At 62.5% G+C, this 17,319-nt stretch carries 25 protein-coding genes; all 25 read left to right on the top strand.

The genetic code is table 11. The features are described from left to right. Nucleotides 1-3 precede the first annotated feature (3 nt). Nucleotides 4-1,029, top strand: coding sequence for an AAA family ATPase (locus tag GA0004734_RS00240; RefSeq protein WP_092930144.1), 1,026 nt, complete (start codon nt 4-6; stop codon nt 1,027-1,029). Then, complete coding sequence (locus tag GA0004734_RS00235) at nt 1,026-1,310, top strand: hypothetical protein (RefSeq protein WP_092930141.1); 285 nt, start codon at nt 1,026-1,028, stop codon at nt 1,308-1,310. Before GA0004734_RS00240 ends, GA0004734_RS00235 begins: the two co-directional genes overlap by 4 nt. Then, nucleotides 1,307-1,600, top strand: coding sequence for a hypothetical protein (locus GA0004734_RS00230; protein WP_092930138.1), 294 nt, complete (start codon nt 1,307-1,309; stop codon nt 1,598-1,600). Before GA0004734_RS00235 ends, GA0004734_RS00230 begins: the two co-directional genes overlap by 4 nt. After that, nucleotides 1,597-1,899: a hypothetical protein gene (locus GA0004734_RS00225; protein ID WP_092930135.1), complete on the top strand. Its 303-nt coding sequence runs from the start codon at nt 1,597-1,599 to the stop codon at nt 1,897-1,899. The genes GA0004734_RS00230 and GA0004734_RS00225 overlap by 4 nt, the downstream gene beginning before the upstream one ends. A 1-nt stretch (nt 1,900) precedes the next feature. Then, nucleotides 1,901-2,551, top strand: coding sequence for a DUF3164 family protein (locus GA0004734_RS00220; protein WP_092930132.1), 651 nt, complete (start codon nt 1,901-1,903; stop codon nt 2,549-2,551). Nucleotides 2,552-2,560: 9 nt separating this feature from the next. Further along, a complete protein-coding gene (locus GA0004734_RS00215) occupies nt 2,561-3,202 on the top strand; it encodes a gp16 family protein (protein ID WP_092930129.1) in 642 nt (213 codons plus the stop codon). After that, the gene (locus GA0004734_RS00210; RefSeq protein ID WP_092930125.1) at nt 3,199-3,597 is read left to right on the top strand and encodes a helix-turn-helix domain-containing protein; all 399 of its coding nucleotides are present in this window, start codon (nt 3,199-3,201) and stop codon (nt 3,595-3,597) included. The genes GA0004734_RS00215 and GA0004734_RS00210 overlap by 4 nt, the downstream gene beginning before the upstream one ends. Before the next feature lie 111 nt (nt 3,598-3,708). Further along, complete coding sequence (locus GA0004734_RS00205; protein ID WP_092930122.1) at nt 3,709-4,566, top strand: peptidoglycan-binding protein; 858 nt, start codon at nt 3,709-3,711, stop codon at nt 4,564-4,566. Continuing rightward, on the top strand, nt 4,563-5,051 hold the full coding sequence (locus tag GA0004734_RS00200) for a hypothetical protein (RefSeq protein WP_092930119.1): 489 nt from the start codon (nt 4,563-4,565) through the stop codon (nt 5,049-5,051). The genes GA0004734_RS00205 and GA0004734_RS00200 overlap by 4 nt, the downstream gene beginning before the upstream one ends. A gap of 62 nt (nt 5,052-5,113) precedes the next feature. Then, complete coding sequence (locus tag GA0004734_RS00195) at nt 5,114-5,260, top strand: TraR/DksA C4-type zinc finger protein (protein WP_348626094.1); 147 nt, start codon at nt 5,114-5,116, stop codon at nt 5,258-5,260. Between the two features lie 5 nt (nt 5,261-5,265). Continuing rightward, nucleotides 5,266-5,625, top strand: coding sequence for a hypothetical protein (locus GA0004734_RS00190; protein WP_092930113.1), 360 nt, complete (start codon nt 5,266-5,268; stop codon nt 5,623-5,625). Then, nucleotides 5,622-5,918, top strand: coding sequence for a VpaChn25_0724 family phage protein (locus GA0004734_RS00185; RefSeq protein WP_092930110.1), 297 nt, complete (start codon nt 5,622-5,624; stop codon nt 5,916-5,918). Before GA0004734_RS00190 ends, GA0004734_RS00185 begins: the two co-directional genes overlap by 4 nt. Beyond that, nucleotides 5,918-6,496 (top strand): DUF3486 family protein, encoded by a 579-nt coding sequence (locus tag GA0004734_RS00180; RefSeq protein ID WP_092930107.1) that lies wholly within the window; start codon nt 5,918-5,920, stop codon nt 6,494-6,496. The genes GA0004734_RS00185 and GA0004734_RS00180 overlap by 1 nt, the downstream gene beginning before the upstream one ends. Beyond that, complete coding sequence (locus tag GA0004734_RS00175) at nt 6,493-8,139, top strand: terminase large subunit domain-containing protein (protein WP_245292297.1); 1,647 nt, start codon at nt 6,493-6,495, stop codon at nt 8,137-8,139. The genes GA0004734_RS00180 and GA0004734_RS00175 overlap by 4 nt, the downstream gene beginning before the upstream one ends. Beyond that, nucleotides 8,139-9,713 (top strand): DUF935 domain-containing protein, encoded by a 1,575-nt coding sequence (locus tag GA0004734_RS00170; protein WP_092930104.1) that lies wholly within the window; start codon nt 8,139-8,141, stop codon nt 9,711-9,713. The genes GA0004734_RS00175 and GA0004734_RS00170 overlap by 1 nt, the downstream gene beginning before the upstream one ends. After that, a complete protein-coding gene (locus GA0004734_RS00165; protein WP_139056208.1) occupies nt 9,700-10,932 on the top strand; it encodes a phage head morphogenesis protein in 1,233 nt (410 codons plus the stop codon). Before GA0004734_RS00170 ends, GA0004734_RS00165 begins: the two co-directional genes overlap by 14 nt. A 342-nt stretch (nt 10,933-11,274) precedes the next feature. Then, on the top strand, nt 11,275-12,438 hold the full coding sequence (locus tag GA0004734_RS00160; protein ID WP_092930098.1) for a phage protease: 1,164 nt from the start codon (nt 11,275-11,277) through the stop codon (nt 12,436-12,438). Further along, nucleotides 12,435-12,845, top strand: a complete 411-nt coding sequence (locus GA0004734_RS00155; protein WP_092930095.1) for a hypothetical protein — start codon at nt 12,435-12,437, stop codon at nt 12,843-12,845. The genes GA0004734_RS00160 and GA0004734_RS00155 overlap by 4 nt, the downstream gene beginning before the upstream one ends. A gap of 10 nt (nt 12,846-12,855) precedes the next feature. Further along, nucleotides 12,856-13,752 (top strand): Mu-like prophage major head subunit gpT family protein, encoded by an 897-nt coding sequence (locus GA0004734_RS00150; RefSeq protein ID WP_092930092.1) that lies wholly within the window; start codon nt 12,856-12,858, stop codon nt 13,750-13,752. Between the two features lie 105 nt (nt 13,753-13,857). Then, a complete protein-coding gene (locus GA0004734_RS00145; protein WP_092930089.1) occupies nt 13,858-14,691 on the top strand; it encodes a hypothetical protein in 834 nt (277 codons plus the stop codon). Between the two features lie 11 nt (nt 14,692-14,702). Next, nucleotides 14,703-15,134 (top strand): gp436 family protein, encoded by a 432-nt coding sequence (locus tag GA0004734_RS00140; protein ID WP_092930086.1) that lies wholly within the window; start codon nt 14,703-14,705, stop codon nt 15,132-15,134. Next, the gene (locus tag GA0004734_RS00135) at nt 15,134-15,700 is read left to right on the top strand and encodes a phage virion morphogenesis protein (protein ID WP_092930083.1); all 567 of its coding nucleotides are present in this window, start codon (nt 15,134-15,136) and stop codon (nt 15,698-15,700) included. The genes GA0004734_RS00140 and GA0004734_RS00135 overlap by 1 nt, the downstream gene beginning before the upstream one ends. Further along, the gene (locus GA0004734_RS00130) at nt 15,697-16,116 is read left to right on the top strand and encodes a phage tail terminator protein (RefSeq protein ID WP_092930080.1); all 420 of its coding nucleotides are present in this window, start codon (nt 15,697-15,699) and stop codon (nt 16,114-16,116) included. The genes GA0004734_RS00135 and GA0004734_RS00130 overlap by 4 nt, the downstream gene beginning before the upstream one ends. Further along, nucleotides 16,113-16,349: a hypothetical protein gene (locus tag GA0004734_RS00125; protein WP_092930077.1), complete on the top strand. Its 237-nt coding sequence runs from the start codon at nt 16,113-16,115 to the stop codon at nt 16,347-16,349. The genes GA0004734_RS00130 and GA0004734_RS00125 overlap by 4 nt, the downstream gene beginning before the upstream one ends. Beyond that, a complete protein-coding gene (locus GA0004734_RS00120) occupies nt 16,349-17,272 on the top strand; it encodes a phage tail tube protein (protein WP_175386139.1) in 924 nt (307 codons plus the stop codon). The genes GA0004734_RS00125 and GA0004734_RS00120 overlap by 1 nt, the downstream gene beginning before the upstream one ends. Nucleotides 17,273-17,319: the final 47 nt, after the last annotated feature.

The following is a 17,319-nucleotide window of genomic DNA, read 5'->3' as shown; positions in this document are numbered from 1 at the left end:
TAGATGAAAAACACCACAGGCACAAGTAGCGGATGGGAACACCCGCAGCCGGTAGCCGAGTTTATTGCCAAGCACCCGGCGCAGGACGTCGAGATCTGGCGCACCCTGATTTCGCGCGTCATCGGCGTCGCCACGGCGAACGGCTGGAACAAGACTGCGATCGCACGCCGGACGAATATTCCGGACGGCACGTTCTCACAGTGGGCTTCGGGCAAGTATCTCGGCGTTCTCGTCAACCAGAACAATCAGGTCAGCAACTGGCTGGCGGCTCTCGAGGAAAGCTCGGGCCTTGCCTCCCGTGTTCCTGTCTCGCCTGTTTTCCAGCAGACGCTGGTTGCGCGCGAGATCCTCGAAACGCTCGCCTATGCGCAGGTGACGGCAGGCTTCGTCGCCATCACGCTCGATGCCGGCGTCGGCAAGACCACGGCGGCGCGTCATTTCTGCCTGACCCGGCCGCATGCCTACCTCGCCACGATCAGCCCGAACACAAAGACGGTGCACGGCATGCTCGTCGAGCTGGCCGCGGAACTGGATGTTTCGGAGCACAATCCGGCGCGCCTGGTGCGGGCCATCGGCCGGAAGCTGCAGCGGATCGGCGACGGTTCGATCCTGATCATCGACGAGGCCCAGAACCTCTTGCCGGATGCGATCAATCAGCTTCGACACTTCGTCGATATCAACAAGTGCGGTGTCGCGCTTCTCGGAAACGAGGACACGGCCGGGGACTTCATGAAGGAACGGTCGCGGTCGGTTTCCAGCCGTGCGCAGGTTCTCTCGCGCTTCGACAAGCGCCTGAAACGTGAGCCGAGCCGTGGCGACGATGCGCGTACGCTGATCGCGGCATGGGATGTCCAGGACGACGACATGATCCGGTTTCTGCTCGGCATCGCGCTCAAGCCGGGTGCTCTCCGGCAGATCGACCGCACTATGAAGCTCGCGACCATGGCCGCGATCGGCGACGGTGACGAGGTGACGCTCAAGCACCTCCAGATGGCCTGGAAGAACCGGGATCTGGGAGACATCGCATGAGGAGGGCGCTCGACCAGACCCTGAGCACGGAACTCGGCCAACTGCGTGACGGCGCCAAGAATGTGCTTGCTGGTTCCGTTTTCGCAGGCGTGCTGGATCACAAGCTTCGCATCCTCGAAAAGCTTGCGGCCAGCATGGAGCTTGAGCTTTCCATCCTTCGCGAGACCGAAGCCGGCCGCGAATATCGCACCCGCATCGAACAGACCGCCACGGACACCTTGGCCAATATGCTGCCCTCCGAGGGCACGGTCATCCGTCCAGATTTCGGGAGAAAGTCATGACCACCAGCGCTCTTGCATCTGATCACGCCGCTGTCATTCGCGATCGGCTGAAGGACTACGTCCATGGCGGCAAGCACTTCACCAGCGACGAGATCGCCGCGTGGATCCGCCGCATGAACACGGTCGTGTCGCTTGCCGAGGAGACGGAAGAGGAAAACCGCAGCCTCGGCCGGCAGCTTGCCATCGTGCGCCACAATGCTGGTCCGGCAGCTGTCGGCGGAAACGTTGTCGCCTTTCCGGCCCGCCATCCTTCGCAACCTTCGCGAAACGGAGGAGGCGATGCAGCATGAAAACCACACTGGACCTTGTCTTCACGCACCCGTTTCCGAAGGCTGAGCTTATCGCGCGGCTTCAGCCTGAGATCGACGACATCGTAAATCTGCGGCTGATCGAGGCCGGCAATCGCGATGAAGCAAATACGCGGAGCCGCCTCCGGGCGGTTCGCATCTCCATTGATCGGGTGAAACGAGCCGTCTCAAGGTTCGAGAACGCCCGGTACACCCCCGGCGAGAAGGCAGCTCGCGAATATCTCGTTGCCACCGCCAGAGATCTCAAGAACGCCGATGATGCGTTCAAAAAAGGACAATGAAATGGACGCTGTAATTCTCGAAGAGCGCAAAGACGGCGTGATCGCCATCAACGGTCGCGACTTTATGGTCGATGCGAAGGGCTCTTACGTCCCGCTCTCGATGGTCAAACCTCAGCATAAACTCGAGGATGAGACGGTTCGCAAAATCATGGGACACGCCGTTTCCCTCAACGAGCAGATCGGTCGCTTCCGTGGCCACACCATGACGGACCTCGGCGATTTCGATGCCCTGATTGCGCAGGAGTACAACGCGAAAATCGGCGGCGCAAAGGGCAACCGCACCTATCAGACGTTCGACGGGCTGATGAAGGTTCAGGTGCAAGTGCAGGAACTGATCGATTTCGGATCGGAGCTGCATATTGCCAAAAGCCTGATCGATGAGTGCCTGAACGAGTGGTCGAGCGATAGCCGGCCGGAGATCCAGTCGATTGTCACGCGTGCCTTCAACACCGACAGCGAGGGCAAGATCAATCGCTCGGAGATTTTCATGCTCATGCGGCATGAGATCGAGGATCCGCGCTGGAAGCGGGCGATGGATGCCATCCGGGACGCCATGCGGGTGACGGGATCGAAAGAGTATGTCCGGTTCTACCGGCGCGACGCGATTACAGATAGTTGGCAGGCCGTCACCATCGATATGGCAAAGGCGTAGGACCGAACGATGGGTTCGATCACCGCCATTAAAGTTGCGCAGAAGCAGCTTGGTCTCGACGATGATGTCTACCGAGCCAAACTCCAGCTCATTACGGGCAAATCGTCGGCCAAGGATATGACTGAGGAGGAGCGTCAAGCCGTCATTACGGAGTTTCGCCGGCTCGGGTTCAAGCCGATCGAGCGCCGCCAGAACGGTCGGCAGAAGTTGTCTGGCAAGTATGCCGGAAAGCTTCAGGCCCTCTGGATCGCCGGCTTCAACCTCGGCGTGGTTCGCGACCGTGACGACGCGGCGTTGATCGCTTTCGTCAAGGTGCAGACCGGGATCGATCACGTGCGCTGGCTTCAGGACGCTGAGGACGCACGCAAGGTGATCGAGGCTCTGAAAAAGTGGCTGAACCGCGAGGCCGGGGTGGATTGGAGCGTCCACTCCCGCCTTCAACCGTGGCAGCGTGCCGACGGGTACCGCATTGCCCAGGCGCAGTGGGTTATTCTGGTTGGCGCCGTGGAAGCGAAGATCCCGCGTGCCTTCTGGGATGCCGTGAAGGGCATTCTCGGCCAGCAGGTTTCCGGCCGAGCGCTGACCGCGGACGAATGGATCACGGTGATGAACGCCTTCGGCCGGCGCATCCGAGAAAAGAAGGTGCGATGACGTCTAGCGGGCATCCCTCTGATCGTGTCTGGCTCACGCCGCTTCTAAACCGCATCGCTAATGTTGCGGGTGAGGAAGCGGCTATTGCGCTTGGGCGTGCCCGGCCGGGGGAGCGTGTCTACGTTCCCGAGCACGTGACCGCCGATCATTGGCTTGTCCAGGTTGTCGGTCTGGAAGCGGCCGAGAAGATCGCTGCAGCCTATGGCTCCATGAGGATTGAGATCCCTCAGGCAATTGCCGGCGACAAGCGCCGGCGCGCCGCCGCCATTGCCGATCTTATCGAGAAGGGCTATTCAACCAACGAGATCGTCCGTGCCCTGGGCGTTTCGCAGAACACCGTCGCCGAGCACCGTCGCAAACGGCCGCAAGCTGACCCGCAGTTAAAGCTCCTTTAGTTCCGCGGATACCGCCTGCCTGCGATTTCGCATCCGCGACCCTATCTCCTCGATGTTTCAAGACAGTTCCATCGGTGCACGATTTCGCACCCGCGACAGGAACGTCTTTTCATGCATCTCCCAACTCTCGCTTCCTCGGTTGACGCCTCGTCGCTTTACGCCATCGTGCCGCGTTCGACGGGTCTGATCGGCCAGAAGCAGAAGGCCATCATCGCCGGCTTCGCCGCGATCCTCCCTGAAATGCTGATCGCGTTCGAGGTGACCTCGGCCCTGCGCATCGCGCACCTGCTCGCCCAGGTCGCGCATGAATGTGACGGGTTCTGCACGCTCGAGGAGTATGCATCCGGCGCGGCTTACGAGAGCCGCAAGGATCTCGGCAACGTCAAGGCTGGCGACGGCAAGCGCTACAAGGGTCGTTGCCCGTTGCAGCTCACCGGCCGCGACAACTATCGCCGCTTCACCATCTGGATGCGCGACATCAAGCCCAAGTGCCCGGATTTCGAGGCGCAGCCCGAGCTGGTCGCCGAGTTCCCTTGGGCGGCGTGGGCCGTGTTCTTCTTCTGGTCAACCAAGAAGCTCAATGCCATCGCCGATCGCGATGACCTGATCGCGGTGACGAAGGTCGTGAACGGAGGTCGCAATGGCCTCGGCGATCGCCGCCTGAAGCTCGGCAAGGCAAAGTCCGTTGTCACCGCGCTGCAGGTCAAGCTGATCGCAGCCAACCAGAACGTCCCAGCGGTGAAGATCCTGCGGCGCGGATCCGAGGGTCCGGCTGTCGAGCAGTTGCAGCGCGGCCTTGCGGCTGCCGGCTTCTACCTGCTGTCGATCGATGGCGACTTCGGTCCCGGCACAGAAGCGGCCGTCAAACTCCTTCAGCGCTCTCGCGGCCTCCTCGTTGACGGCATCGTCGGTGAGAAGACGGCCGCGATGATCCAGCCCTTTCTTACCAACGAGGATATCGCCGCATGAAAGAACTGATCATGTCGCAGCTGCTTCCGCAGGTGTTCGACTTTCTTATCCTTGGCCTTCTGGCCATGACTTCGCTGATGGCGAAGCGCTGGTTTGGCATCAATATCGAGGCCAAGCATCGGGACGCACTCCAGTCCGCACTGGCCAACGGCGCTCGCCTTCTCCTTCAGCCGGGCGGAACGCTCGATGACGCTGTGGATTATGTGCTGCGATCGGTGCCGGACGCGCTGAAGCGCTTCGGCAAGACCTCGCATGATGACATCCGCGAGCTGCTGGAGCCGCACGTTCTCAATCTGTCCGCGTTGCCGGGATCGAAGAATGCGGAGCAGGTGGCGAGGATCGACCGCATCGACAACGATCTGACCACGCTTTCGACTGAACTCACCGTGTTGCAGGCCAAACTCCTGCAGGTTGAAACGGAGCGGGATGGCCTGTCGATCGACGCTGCCAATATCAATTTCCCACATGAGGCGCAGGTGCCTTGATTGGTTCTGAAGCCGCTTTCGAGCTTGCCTCGGCAAGAACGGATCAGGAGCGCGATGCCGGTGTGAAAGCTGCTGGCATCGCGCTTTCTCAGCCCGGTACCGAGGACTGCATCGACTGCGATCGTCCTATCCCTGAAGCCCGCCGCCGCGTTTTTCCATCCGCCAGAAGGTGCATTGAATGTCAGACGCTGTCGGAAGCGGAGAAGTAGTCGCCATGAACGAGGTCAAGGAATGGCTGAGCCTGATCGCGATAGCGATTTCGCTTGCAACAGCGGTATGGGCGTGGATCTCGGCGCCGTCCAAGAAAACCGCCAGTGACCTTGATCTGTTTCGCAAGACGGCGACCGAGGAAATGAAGATCCTCATGGAGGCAGTAACCGAACTCGGGCGCCGGACCCAGACGCTGGAAGGCGAGCTGAAACACCTGCCGGATGCCAAGGCCTTCATGGACATGCGCCTCGCGATCGAGCAGCAGACCGGCAAGCTCGGCCGCATGGAAGAAAGCCTGACCTCCACATCCCGCACGGTCCTGCAGGTGCAGGACTATCTTCTGAAGAAGAGTAATGTTGCATGAGCTTCGACACACACCTGACCGAAGACGCCCGGCTCGTGATCCTGCGCGAGCTGGCCAAGCAGACCGACAACCGGTTGAACGAAACCATCCTGACCGCCGTCCTGGACACGTTCGGGCATCGTCGATCGCGTGAGTGGGTGCGCACACAATTGCGCGTGCTTGCCGATATCGGCGCTGTGACCATCACGGAGGTCGGCTCGATCATGATCGCTGAGCTGCGGCGCGCCGGGCAAGACCATGTTGATCGCCGCACCATCCTTGAGGGCGTTGCGCGTCCATCGTTGGTGGCCTAATGCGCGGGCGCTTGAACGGCATCGAGCTGCTGCCCGAAGAATGCGGGCCGATCATCGCCCAGGCGGCTGCGGCGCTGCAAAGCCGTGAAAAGACCCAGACCGAAATCTATCAGGAATTCTACGCGAGCCTTGAGGAGCTGAAGCGGGAGCATCGCGGCGAGTTGGATTTTGCGATCCCGTCGTTCTCGGCCTTCAACCGCTATTCAATCAAGCTGGCGACCATGTCCGGCCGCATCAACCAGACCCGCGAGATCGCCGGCGTTCTAGCCGAAAAGTTCGACGCTAAGGCGTCGGACGATCTCACGCTGATCGCGGCCGAAGCGATCAAGACGCTGATCTTCGAATTGCTGACCAATGCCGGCGAGGCGGGCCTTGATCCCAAGGGTGCCATGGCGCTGGCGAACGCGCTGCGCGCTGCCAGCCAGGCGCAGGGGGTGTCTACGGCTCGCCGCCAGAAGGTCGAAGAAGAGTTTAAGGCGCGGGCAACCGAAGCCGTCGAGACGATCGCACGCTCAAAGGGCATGACCGCCGAGACCACAGACGCTATCCTCGGCCAGATCCTCGGGGTGCAGAAATGAGCGCACCGTTCTCGAAGGAAGAATGGGCCGAGATCCGCCGCGCCTCGACGGCTCTGATGCCGGACGTCATCGGAATGGTTGGATTGCCGAAGGCGCTTCTGCCCTACCAGTCCCGCACGCTCACCAAGCTCGAAAGCTCGACGTGCCATGTTCTCTTCATCGAGAAGAGCCGACGCATCGGCCTGACATGGGGTTTCGCTTCCTATGCCGTGCTGCGCGCCGGCCGGGCGAAAGCCGCCGGCGGCATGGATGTCATGTACATCTCCTACAGCCAGGACATGACGCGCGAGTTCATCGACGCCTGCGCCATGTGGGCGAAAGCCTTTTCGGTCGCGGCAATGGAGATGGACGAGTTTCTATTCGAGGACAAAGACGACGAGGGCGTCCGGTCCATCCACGCATTCCGCATCCGCTTCGCTTCGGGCTTCGAAGTCATCGGCCTGTCGTCGGCGCCGCGCTCGCTGCGCGGTAAGCAGGGCGTCGTCATGATCGACGAGGCCGCGTTCGTCGATAACCTGAAGGAGCTGCTGAAGGCGGCTCTCGCCTTCCTCATGTGGGGCGGTCAGGTCGTGGTCTGCTCGACCCACAACGGGACCGAAAACGAGTTCAATGTCCAGATCCAGGACATTCTGTCCGGCCGATCAACCTACGACCACATGCACATCGATTTCGATGAGGCGCTGCAGGATGGCCTCTACCAGCGGATCTGCCTTGTTACCGGCAAGGCGTGGTCTCCGGAGGCGGAAGCAGACTGGCGCGAAGATATCATCGGCTTCTACGGCGAGGGTGCTGACGAAGAACTGTTCTGCATACCGACCATGGGCAGCGGCGCATGGTTGACCGGTCCCCTGATCGAAGCGCGGATGACATCGAGCGCACCGGTCCTTCCCCTCGATCTCCCGCGGGACTTCCTGCATCGATCCGAGCTTGAACGCGCCATCCTCATGGCCCCCTTCATGGCCGAGCTGGAGGCGGCGCTCGACGTCCTCGATCTCGACCTTCGCTATTCCTTCGGCTTCGACTTCGCACGCGTGGCCGACTTGTCCGTGGGCAAGCTGATGTCGATCGATAAGACGCTCAAGAGGGCGAGCGCGTTGACGTTCGAGCTTCGCGGCGTGCCCGGCGACGAGCAGAAGCTGATCACGCGAACCGTCCTGCAGAAGGTCCGGTCGCGTCTCGTTGGCGCTGCCTTCGACGCGACCGGCATGGGCTGGACGGTTGCCGAAGACATGGGCCGGATCTTTGGCCTGCGCGACAAGGACAATGAGGGTGGCCTCGTCCATGCAGTGAAGTTTTCGCAGGAGTGGTACCGGGTCAACATGCCGCCGCTGAAAGCGGCCTTCGAAGACGATGCGATCTCGATTTCGAAGAACGACGATCACCTGTCGGACCTGCGCCTGGTCAAAGTGATCCGGGGCATTCCCATGGTGCCGGCCGTGCGGACGGGCGAGGCCAACAAGCGCCGCCACGGCGACTATGCCATCGCCCTGGCGCTGGCCCACTTCGCCAGCCGTCAGCAGTGGCACGAATATGCCTACATCCCTGCCGGCCGCGCGGCGTCCAAGTTCGACGTCGTGTCTGGAGGAGACGATAGGTCGGCAGTGCGCCTCGGCAGCATGCGTCGATCGAGAGGAATTTATTGATGGCCAAGCTCATCGACCAATGGGGAAACCCGATCAGCACCGCGATGCTGAAAAAGGAACATGCCGCGCCGACGATGATGGGCGTGCGTCGGCCGAACACGGAGCACCAGGCGTCGGGTCTGACGCCGGCAAAGCTTGCTCGCCTTCTCCAATCGAGCATCAACGGTGATCCCGAGGCCTATCTCGCGCTGGCCGAAGACATGGAGGAGCGCGATCTGCACTACGCCGGCGTGCTTGGCTCCCGCAAGCTTCAGGTCGCCGGTCTGGACGTGACCGTTGATGCGGCCAGCGACAGCGCCGAGGACGTCGCCAACGCCGATATGATCCGCGCCTTCGTTGAGCGTGATTGCTTCGAGACAGAGATGGTCGATATCCTCGACGCGACCGGCAAGGGCTTTTCCTGCACGGAAATCATGTGGGACACGTCGGAAAGCCAGTGGCAGCCGGAGGCTCTGAAATGGCGCGATCCGCGTTGGTTTCGGTTCGCCGACCATGACGGTGAGACACCGCTCCTGCGGGATGTCACCGGCGACGTTCCGCTTGTGCCGTACAAATGGGTTTTCCATCAGGCCAAGGTCAAATCGGGCCTGCCGATCCGAGGCGGTATCGCGCGCGCCGTCTGCTGGACGTTCCTGTTTAAGAGCTTCACCCAGAAAGACTGGGCGATCTTCTGCGAGGCATACGGTCAGCCGCTTCGGCTCGGCAAGTGGGGCGAGGGTGCGTCCGAGGACGACAAGGAAACGCTTCTGCGGGCTGTGTCTAACATCGGCGTTGATTATTCCGCGATCGTACCGCAGTCGATGACGGTAGAGTTCGTGAAGGCCGATATCTCTGGCAGCCATGAACTCTACCTGAAGCGCTGCGACTGGCTCGACCAGCAGGTTTCGAAAGTCGTCCTCGGCCAGACCGGCACGACGGATGCCATCGCCGGCGGATACTCGGTTGGCAAAGTCCACGACGGCGTCAAAGCTGACATTGAGCGCTCGGATGCAAAGCAGCTCGCAGCCACTCTCAACCGCGATCTCGTTCGGCCTTACATCGATCTGAACAAAGGGCCACAGAAGGCCTATCCGAAAATCAAGATCGGCCGTCCGGACGAGATCGACGTCACAGCTTGGATGAGCAACGTCAAGACCTTCGTCGATATGGGCGGCAAGGTCGGGATGTCGGTTGTCCGTGACAAGCTCGGCATCGAGGATCCCGGCAACGACGAGGAGCTGCTCGGCGCGCCGGCCAAGCCTGCTGACGAAGGGAAGGACAAGCCCACTCTTCCAGTTAAAGGGAAAACGCCGATCGCGGCCCAGCGCGTGGCGCCGCCGGCGCATAAGGATGCGATCGACGCCTCGATCGAGGAGCTGCTCGGCGATGACGGCTGGGAGCCGTTGGTGGCGCCGATCGTCCTCGGGCTTGAAGAGCAGATCGCCGGCGCGACGTCGCTCGACGATGTGCGCGCGATCCTTGCCGATCGGTTCAAGACGATGGACGTCAGCGCCATGACCGACATGTTGGCGCGCGCGGCCTTCTCCTCCCGTCTCGCCGGTCTCGGCAATGACGATCTGAGTGAAGAGGTCTGATGTGCTTGCCGAACTGAAGCCGCTTCCGCCGCTCGAGGCCATTGCGGCGTTCGAGAAGCGCGCGCCGAACCTTGTCGAGACCTTCTCCTGGCAGGACGCGTGGCAGGAAGAACATGCCACCATGTTCACGGTAGCGAAGTCCGCTGGCTTCGACATCCTGCAGGACATTCAAACTGCCTTCGAAAAGGCCTTGAAGGAAGGGCAGACGCCGCAACAGTTCGCGCGCCAGCTCACGCCGATCCTCCAGCAGAAAGGCTGGTGGGGCAAAAAGCTGGTGACCGATCCACAAACGGGCGAGGCCGTTGCAGCGCAGCTCGGAAGCCCGCGCCGTCTTCAAACAATCTTCGACGCCAACATGCGCGTCTCCTATGCGGCTGGGCACTGGGCGAATTTCGAGCGCAACAAGAAGACACGGCCATTCCTGCGCTACGTCACAATGGACGACGATCATGTCCGGCCGCAGCACGCACGCCGGCACAACCTCGTGCTCCCCGTCGATCATCTTTACTGGAACCGCTGGGCAGCACCTTGTGGATGGCGATGCCGTTGCACGATGCAGTCGCTGTCCCAGCGCGAGGTCGATCAGCTGATTGCCGAGGGCGAAAAGCTGCACTTCGAACCTCCGGCGGAAACGTTTCGCAGCTTCACCAACAAGCGGACGGGCGAGATCGTACGGGTGCCGGACGGCATCGATCCCGGCTGGGCCTACAATCCCGGTAAGGCGGGATACGAGGCGCGCGTCAATCAGGCAATCGCTGAAAAGGTGGCCGACGCATCCCCGCAGATGGTCAGGGCGGCTGTCGATGACCGGGTGTCGAGCAGTGCCTTCGAGCGTTTCGTGCGCGATCCGCAGGGCAGCATGCCGGTCATGGCCATCCCGGCCGTATTGCGCGATGCCGTGCAAGAGGACGTCCAGGTCGCGGTCCTGTCTGCCGAGACGATGGAGAAGCAGCTGCGCAGGCATCCCGAACTCACGATCGATGATTATCGCGCGCTCCCGTCGATCGGCGCCGATCCGACCATGGTGTTCCAGGACGGTGAGCAGACCTTCGTCCTGGTCAAGCTGAACGACGGTCGCTGGCGCTACGCTGCGCTGAAAGTAACAGCGAGCCGCAAGGCGGCATTCGTGACGTCGTTCCGGTACGCCAGCGACGAGAACATTGCCCGGATGCTGACCCGTGTCGGCGTCAAGCTGCTCATCGATCGAAGAGGTGAGTGATGCGCGGTGAGGCCTCCCAAGAACCTCACATTGCGATCCTGTCAGAAGACAGTCCTACGGCAGGGAGAATGGCACCGTGTCACGCGCACCAGGGCAATATAGTCCACTTGGAACGAAGCCGCAATAAACGCCCCTAGAAGGCGTGAGGAAGGGTGCGGATGACCGGTTGCCGCGCTCAGACCCTAAACGCGCGTCCAAGGGCTTTGAAAGGGCTTTGAAAACGGTCCTTGTCCCATATCGTCCCCGTGATATGTCTCTGACAAGCGCATAGACCGGGATCGGTCCTTCGGTGTGCGATTTCGCGGTCCCGACAGCTCGGGAACATAATCGCTAGATGCGACTATGAAAACCGCCATCGCCGCTCTTCTCGCAGCATCCCTTGTTACCGCACATACCGCCGATCTTCCGGCTACGGCTGCCGATCACCCGTGGGTGCTCCTCATCCCGGCTGGCAAGTTCTCGGGCCGTGACGGTCGCGGTCCCTATGATGCCGGCGACAAGGCCAAGCTCGAGCAGATCGCCGAGATGACCCGGCGCTACGCCGGAAACACCGATATCCTCGTCGATTACGAGCATCAGAGCATTCACGCTCTGACGAACGGTCAGCCCGCGCCGGCGGCGGGATGGATCAAGGAAGTCCAGGCACGCGACGACGGCCTCTACGGTCGTGTCGAATGGACGGCGAACGCGGCGTCCGCGATCAAGGGCCGCGAATATCGCTACCTCTCGCCGGTCTACTTCCACACCAAGGATGGAGACGTCCTGGCGCTACAGACGGTCGCGCTCACCAACGTGCCGAACCTCGACATGATCGAGGTCTCCGCTCACTCGGTTTTCAACCTTCAGCCCCCCAAAACAGAGGTTCCCATGAAAAGAGTGCTCGCTGCCCTCGGCTTGGCCGATGGCACCAGCGAGGATGACGTGCTGACCGCCGTCAACTCGCTGCTCACCAGCTCGACGGCGATCGCCACGGCTGCCGGCCTGACGAAGGACGCAAAGTCCGAACAGGTCATGACCGCCGTGCAATCCGCCTTCGCCGATCGCAAGAAGATTGCGATCGCCGCCGGTCAGCCCGAGAACGCTCCGGTCGATGCGATCGTCGGCGCCTTTGCGGCAGCGCATTCCGCCGGTGCGGCCGATCCGACCAAGTTCGTGCCGATCGCCGCCTTCCAGGAGATGCGCGACAAGGTGGACAGTCTCGTCTCGCACAAGGTCGAGAACGACGCCGAGACCGCGGTCGCGGCCGCCATGCGCGCCGGCAAGATCACGCCGGCCCAGAAAGACTGGGCGATCTCGCTGCACAAGGCCAACCTCGCCATGTTCAACGACTTCCTCGGCAAGGCGCCGGTGCTCACGTCAGCCCAGCGCTCCACCGCTCTGCCGCCGTCTGGCGGCTCTTCGGCAGCCGCAGGCCTTGATGACGCGGATCTCGCCGTCATGCGCCAGATGAACATCAGCGCCGAGGACATGCTCAAGTCCAAGACAGCCATGGAGGCCGGCCGATGACGGCTCTTTCCGCCGATCGCACGACGCCGCGCCGCGAGCGTCACAAGCGCCATGTCCCCGTTGGCGGCGCCGTCAAGCTCTACGCCGGCGCAATGGTCGGCATCAACGCCGCCGGCTTCCTTGTCCCGGTCACGGCCGTGGCGACGCTCAAGGCCGTCGCCCGTAACGAGCGGACCGTGGACAACCTGCTCGGCGCCAACGGCGCCCAGGTCGCCGAAACCTCGCTCGGCACCTTCCGCTACGAGAACTCGGCCTCGGCCGACCTCATCACCCGCGCCGATATCGGTTCCGATGCCTACGGCGTCGATGACCAGACCGTCGCGAAAACCAGCGCTACCAACACGCGCTCGGTTGTTGGGAAAATTCACGACGTGGACGACCAGGGCGTCTGGGTCACGTTCGCTTAAGGGGCAACACATGGAAATCAACAACGCGACCCTCAAGTCCGCCGGCGTCGGCTTCAATGCCGCCTTCGCCCGCGGACTGGCGTCTTCCTCGGCGCTGAAGGACCGGATCGCAACGACCGTCCTTTCGACCACGAAGACGAACGAATACGGCTGGCTCGGCAAGGCGCCGCGCTTCCGCGAATGGCTCGGCGACCGCGTCATCAACGCCATCGCGAAGCATGGCTACACGCTGACGAACCGTTCGTTCGAAAACACGATCGGCGTCGATCGCGACGACTTCGACGATGACAACCTCGGGATCTATGGGCCGCTGTTCGAAGAACTCGGCAATGCCGCCCAGACCTTCCCCGACGAGCTGATCTTCGAGCTGCTGAAGCTGGGCTTCTCCAGCCTCTGCTACGACGGCCAGTATTTCTTCGACACCGACCATGTCGTGCTCGATGCGCTCGGCAAGCCGACGTCCGTTGCCAATACCGATGGCGGCTCGGGCCTGCCGTGGTTCCTCATGGACGTATCGCGTCCGCTGAAGCCGCTGATCTTTCAGAGCCGCAAGCCGTTCACGAACCTCATCCGCAAGGACAAGGAAGACGACGACAACGCGTTTTTCCGGAAGGAATACATCTACGGCATCGACGGCCGGTGCCAAGTCGGGTTCGGCTTCTGGCAGCAGGCCTGGGGTTCCAAACAGACGCTCAACGCCGCCAACTACGAGACCGCCCGCGTGGCAATCAGCAGCATGAAGGCCGACTACGGCCGGCCGCTGAACCTCAATCCGCGTCTTCTGGTCGTGCCGCCGGCACTGGAAGGTGTCGCCAACGGCATCATCAAGAGCGCGCTGGTCAACGGCGGTGAGACCAACAAGTGGGCCGGTACCGCCGAAGTCATGGTCGTTCCTCTGCTCGCCTGATCCTCCCAGAGCAGGGAATGCCGCCGGCCACTCCTCTTGGCCGGCGGATTTTTCGGAGGGGACCGGTGCTCGATCCTCTCCGCAAGATCCGAAGGGAAAGCAAAAATGCCTCCGAAGAACCTGAAGACTGGTACCGCGCTCACCACGGCCCCGGCCGCTGTCATCCTGCCGGCGGCGACCGGCGATGGCGTCAGCCGCGAGGCCAGCGCAGCCGATGCGCTGCGCCTCGGTGAGAACGTGAACAACGACGCGCCCGGCGATCTTGCGGCCGATCTGGTGACGCGCCCGATTGTTGCCGCAGCGCCCGTGGTCGAACCGGCCAATGCCGGCCTTGGCGAACATCCGGCGCTCGATGGCGATCAGGCCGGTGATGCGGCCATTGCCCATGTCGCGGCCGGTACCCCTTCCATCGTGGACGGAACCATTCTGGCAGAGAACATCACTGCCGGAGCGGTCACGGCGACAAGCAGCCGCCTCTTCGATCCGAAAACGGATGACTTCGATACGGATCGGGCCGCCGTCGGGGCAGATGATGGAGCAACCGACTTCGTCGTGTTCGACCTGTCTCGTCCCGCGACCGAAGAGGAGCGTGCCAACCTGCAGCTCGTGCTCGACCATATCCAGGCACAGTTCCCGGACTTCACGCTTCCGGGCGATGCTCGGCCGGTGTTCGCCGAGCCGGAGCCGATCGTGGACTATTCGGTCGGCGGTGTGGATTTCGCTTATGGCGAGAAGGCCGAGCCGGTGGACATGGAGGGTCTGGAACTGTCGCTTTCCTTCGGCGTGCGTCGTGTCTCGGTGACGTCCAAGGTTCCCGGCTTCCGGCGTGGCGGCCGTGCGCATCCGACCGAGAAGGTCACATACCCGGTCGAGGCGTTCACCCGCGAGCAGCTCCTTTCGGTCCTCAACGAGCCGATGCTCATCGCCGAACTCGACTGACCGGAAGCACCATGAGCTACGTCACCAAGCAAGGGCTGGTTGAGCGGTTCGGCGAAGTCGAGCTGGTCCAGCTCACCGACCGCACCAACATCCCGGTGTCCACGATCGACGATGCCGTTGTCGGCCGCGCGATCGACGACGCCTCGGCCCTTGCTGATGGCTACATCGGAAAGGCGATCGCGCTTCCGCTCGCTGTCGCGCCGCCGGCGCTGGCAAAGGCCGTGGCCGATATTGCCCGCTACTACCTTCACGGCTCCTCGGCCGACAAGGATGCCCAGGTGACGCGCGCCTACAATGAGGCCGTGTCGTTCCTGCGCGATGTCGCCAAGGGCGTCGTGCAGCTGGGCGACGGCATCACGACGCCGGCGCCGGCCGGCGGCGGTCAGGTCCGCGCCTCGGCGCCGGCCCGCGTCTTCACCCGCGACAGCTTGAGGCACTTTTGATGACCGGCTCGAAAATTGTTCTGGATGATAAGGCGACATCCGCGCTCGTGCGCCTGGTCGAGGCGGTGCGCCATCCGGGCCAGCTGATGTCGAACTTCGCGGCGATCATGCTGACGTCCACCCAGCGCCGTTTCGAGCGGCAGATCGGACCCGACAACGTCGCGTGGAAGCCGCTGGCGAAGCGCACCGCACAGCGCAAAATCAACGGCCGTCGTCGCGGTACCAAGACGATCCTGCGGCTTTCCACCCGGCTCTATCAGAGCCTGATCACGGCATCGGACGAACGCTCGGCTGAGGTGGGCACCAACGTCGAATATGCCGGCATCCACCAGTTCGGCGGCACAATCGAACATTTCGCGCGGTCACAGACGATGTCGCTGAAGAAGATCCGCAAGCGCATCCGTTTCGTGCCGCACGGCACCAAGGGCGCCGAGCTGCGCCGCGTGACCATCAGCGAGCACGGCGTGACCATCCCCGCCCGGCCATACCTCGGCTTTTCCGAGCAGGACATCGCCGCATTGAACGCCGAGGGCGTCGAGTATCTCCGGAAGGAACTGGCCGAATGATCGCTGCAATTCTCGCGCGCCTCATGGAAGAGGGCACGCCGTTCCGCATCTCGGGCGGCGCCGGCGCGCTGGCCGACGTCAAGGATACGCCGGCGGCGACCCCGGCCGTCTTCGCCTTCGTGTCCGAGGAGCGCTCGGCTCCGAGCGAAACCTTCGGCCGCACGTTGCAGCGCACTGCCGCGTCGATCGCCGTCGTCATGGTCTCGAAGAACCTGTCCCAGGCGAACAATGCCGCCGCCGTCGAGGACATCGATGTCCTCAAAGCCTACTGCCGGCGCAAGCTGATCGGCTGGGCGCCGGAGCCCGACGCGGAGCCGATGGAACACGCGGCCGGCGAACTGCAACAGGCCTTCGGCGGGACCGTCTGGTTCGAGGACGCCTACACCACTGCCTTTTACCAACAGGAGACCGAATGATGCCCGGCGGTTCTTACATCGTGAATGAGAAGGGCGAGGAAGTCCTCGTCGAGCGCACTTTGAGCGTCGAAGAGGCGGCAGAGATCGCAGCGGCCGAGACGGCTGCAGCGGAACGTGCATCGCCCGAACCGGCCACCACGGACGGCCCGGCCGCGCCTGAGGCATCGCCCGTGACCGAAGCCCCGGCTGAGCCGGAAGCGTCCACGCGTCGCGGCAAGAGGGAGGCCGTCTGATGCCCCGCTATTCCCGCAATCTCGCCATAGCCGTGAAGGCCGAGACGATCTACGGCCAGAACGCCGCGCCGACGGCTGCACTCAATGCTGTGCTTGCAGCCAATGTCGATTTCCAGCCGTCCGTTGGGGACGCGCCCGAACGCGAGCTGGTCACCGCGCAGATGGGCCATCAGGGCGTCATCATGGTGGGCACGTACGCGACCCTTGCCTTCGATTTCGAGATGGCCGGCTCGGGCACAGCCGGAACAGCGCCAGCGTGCAGCCCGATCCTGCGCGCTTGCGCTTTGAAAGAGGTCATCACCGCCGGACAGGATGTGAAATACTCGCCGATATCGTCCCAGCAGGAAGCGGCCAGCATCCTCTTCAACGATGACGGTGTGAACCACATCCTTCTCGGCGCACGCGGCAACCTCAGCGGCGCCCTGACACCCAAGGGCATTCCGCGTTTCCGGGCGACGATGACGGGCCTCCTTGGCACGATCACGGATGCAGTCCGGCAGACGCCAGTGTTCACCTCCTGGAAGAAGCCGGTTCCGGTCAGCAAAGCGAACACGACGCTCTCCCTGCATGACTACACGGGGCCGTGCGAAAACTTCACGTTCGATCTCGGCAACGACATTCAGCCACGCTTTCTCATCGGCTCGGAGAGCATCGAGCACGTCGATCGCAAGATGACGGGAACAGCGCTCCTTGAGGCTGTGCTTCTGGCGACGAAGAACTGGTTCGCGACGTCCGAGGGTAACGTGCTTGGCACGCTCAACGCTGAACACGGGAAGACCGCCGGCAACATCATCGGGTTCACGGCCGACGCCCTCCAGATCGGCCGGCCCACGCGTGGCGAAAGTCAGAAGATCCTCAACAACAGCCTGCCGCTGATGATGACGAACCTCGGCGCCAACGAGTTCACCATCACTTTCAAATGACGTGAAGTCGGTTTGACCGGCCTTCAAACGCTCTTCAATGCCTCGGG

It is taken from the genome of Rhizobium sp. 9140, assembly GCF_900067135.1.
GTDB lineage: Bacteria > Pseudomonadota > Alphaproteobacteria > Rhizobiales > Rhizobiaceae > Ferranicluibacter.
The sequence above is the reverse complement of the archived record's forward strand: the minus strand, read 5'-3'. Positions and strand labels throughout refer to the sequence as shown.

Excerpts from the sequence above, each read along its gene's own strand:
- GA0004734_RS00240 (WP_092930144.1), top strand. The coding sequence starts at position 4 with ATGAAAAACACCACAGGCACAAGTAGCGGATGGGAACACCCGCAGCCG.
- GA0004734_RS00235 (WP_092930141.1), top strand. The coding sequence starts at position 1,026 with ATGAGGAGGGCGCTCGACCAGACCCTGAGCACGGAACTCGGCCAACTG.
- GA0004734_RS00230 (WP_092930138.1), top strand. The coding sequence starts at position 1,307 with ATGACCACCAGCGCTCTTGCATCTGATCACGCCGCTGTCATTCGCGAT.
- GA0004734_RS00225 (WP_092930135.1), top strand. The coding sequence starts at position 1,597 with ATGAAAACCACACTGGACCTTGTCTTCACGCACCCGTTTCCGAAGGCT.
- GA0004734_RS00220 (WP_092930132.1), top strand. The coding sequence starts at position 1,901 with ATGGACGCTGTAATTCTCGAAGAGCGCAAAGACGGCGTGATCGCCATC.
- GA0004734_RS00215 (WP_092930129.1), top strand. The coding sequence starts at position 2,561 with ATGGGTTCGATCACCGCCATTAAAGTTGCGCAGAAGCAGCTTGGTCTC.
- GA0004734_RS00210 (WP_092930125.1), top strand. The coding sequence starts at position 3,199 with ATGACGTCTAGCGGGCATCCCTCTGATCGTGTCTGGCTCACGCCGCTT.
- GA0004734_RS00205 (WP_092930122.1), top strand. The coding sequence starts at position 3,709 with ATGCATCTCCCAACTCTCGCTTCCTCGGTTGACGCCTCGTCGCTTTAC.
- GA0004734_RS00200 (WP_092930119.1), top strand. The coding sequence starts at position 4,563 with ATGAAAGAACTGATCATGTCGCAGCTGCTTCCGCAGGTGTTCGACTTT.
- GA0004734_RS00190 (WP_092930113.1), top strand. The coding sequence starts at position 5,266 with ATGAACGAGGTCAAGGAATGGCTGAGCCTGATCGCGATAGCGATTTCG.
- GA0004734_RS00185 (WP_092930110.1), top strand. The coding sequence starts at position 5,622 with ATGAGCTTCGACACACACCTGACCGAAGACGCCCGGCTCGTGATCCTG.
- GA0004734_RS00180 (WP_092930107.1), top strand. The coding sequence starts at position 5,918 with ATGCGCGGGCGCTTGAACGGCATCGAGCTGCTGCCCGAAGAATGCGGG.
- GA0004734_RS00175 (WP_245292297.1), top strand. The coding sequence starts at position 6,493 with ATGAGCGCACCGTTCTCGAAGGAAGAATGGGCCGAGATCCGCCGCGCC.
- GA0004734_RS00170 (WP_092930104.1), top strand. The coding sequence starts at position 8,139 with ATGGCCAAGCTCATCGACCAATGGGGAAACCCGATCAGCACCGCGATG.
- GA0004734_RS00160 (WP_092930098.1), top strand. The coding sequence starts at position 11,275 with ATGAAAACCGCCATCGCCGCTCTTCTCGCAGCATCCCTTGTTACCGCA.
- GA0004734_RS00155 (WP_092930095.1), top strand. The coding sequence starts at position 12,435 with ATGACGGCTCTTTCCGCCGATCGCACGACGCCGCGCCGCGAGCGTCAC.
- GA0004734_RS00150 (WP_092930092.1), top strand. The coding sequence starts at position 12,856 with ATGGAAATCAACAACGCGACCCTCAAGTCCGCCGGCGTCGGCTTCAAT.
- GA0004734_RS00145 (WP_092930089.1), top strand. The coding sequence starts at position 13,858 with ATGCCTCCGAAGAACCTGAAGACTGGTACCGCGCTCACCACGGCCCCG.
- GA0004734_RS00140 (WP_092930086.1), top strand. The coding sequence starts at position 14,703 with ATGAGCTACGTCACCAAGCAAGGGCTGGTTGAGCGGTTCGGCGAAGTC.
- GA0004734_RS00135 (WP_092930083.1), top strand. The coding sequence starts at position 15,134 with ATGACCGGCTCGAAAATTGTTCTGGATGATAAGGCGACATCCGCGCTC.
- GA0004734_RS00130 (WP_092930080.1), top strand. The coding sequence starts at position 15,697 with ATGATCGCTGCAATTCTCGCGCGCCTCATGGAAGAGGGCACGCCGTTC.
- GA0004734_RS00125 (WP_092930077.1), top strand. The coding sequence starts at position 16,113 with ATGATGCCCGGCGGTTCTTACATCGTGAATGAGAAGGGCGAGGAAGTC.
- GA0004734_RS00120 (WP_175386139.1), top strand. The coding sequence starts at position 16,349 with ATGCCCCGCTATTCCCGCAATCTCGCCATAGCCGTGAAGGCCGAGACG.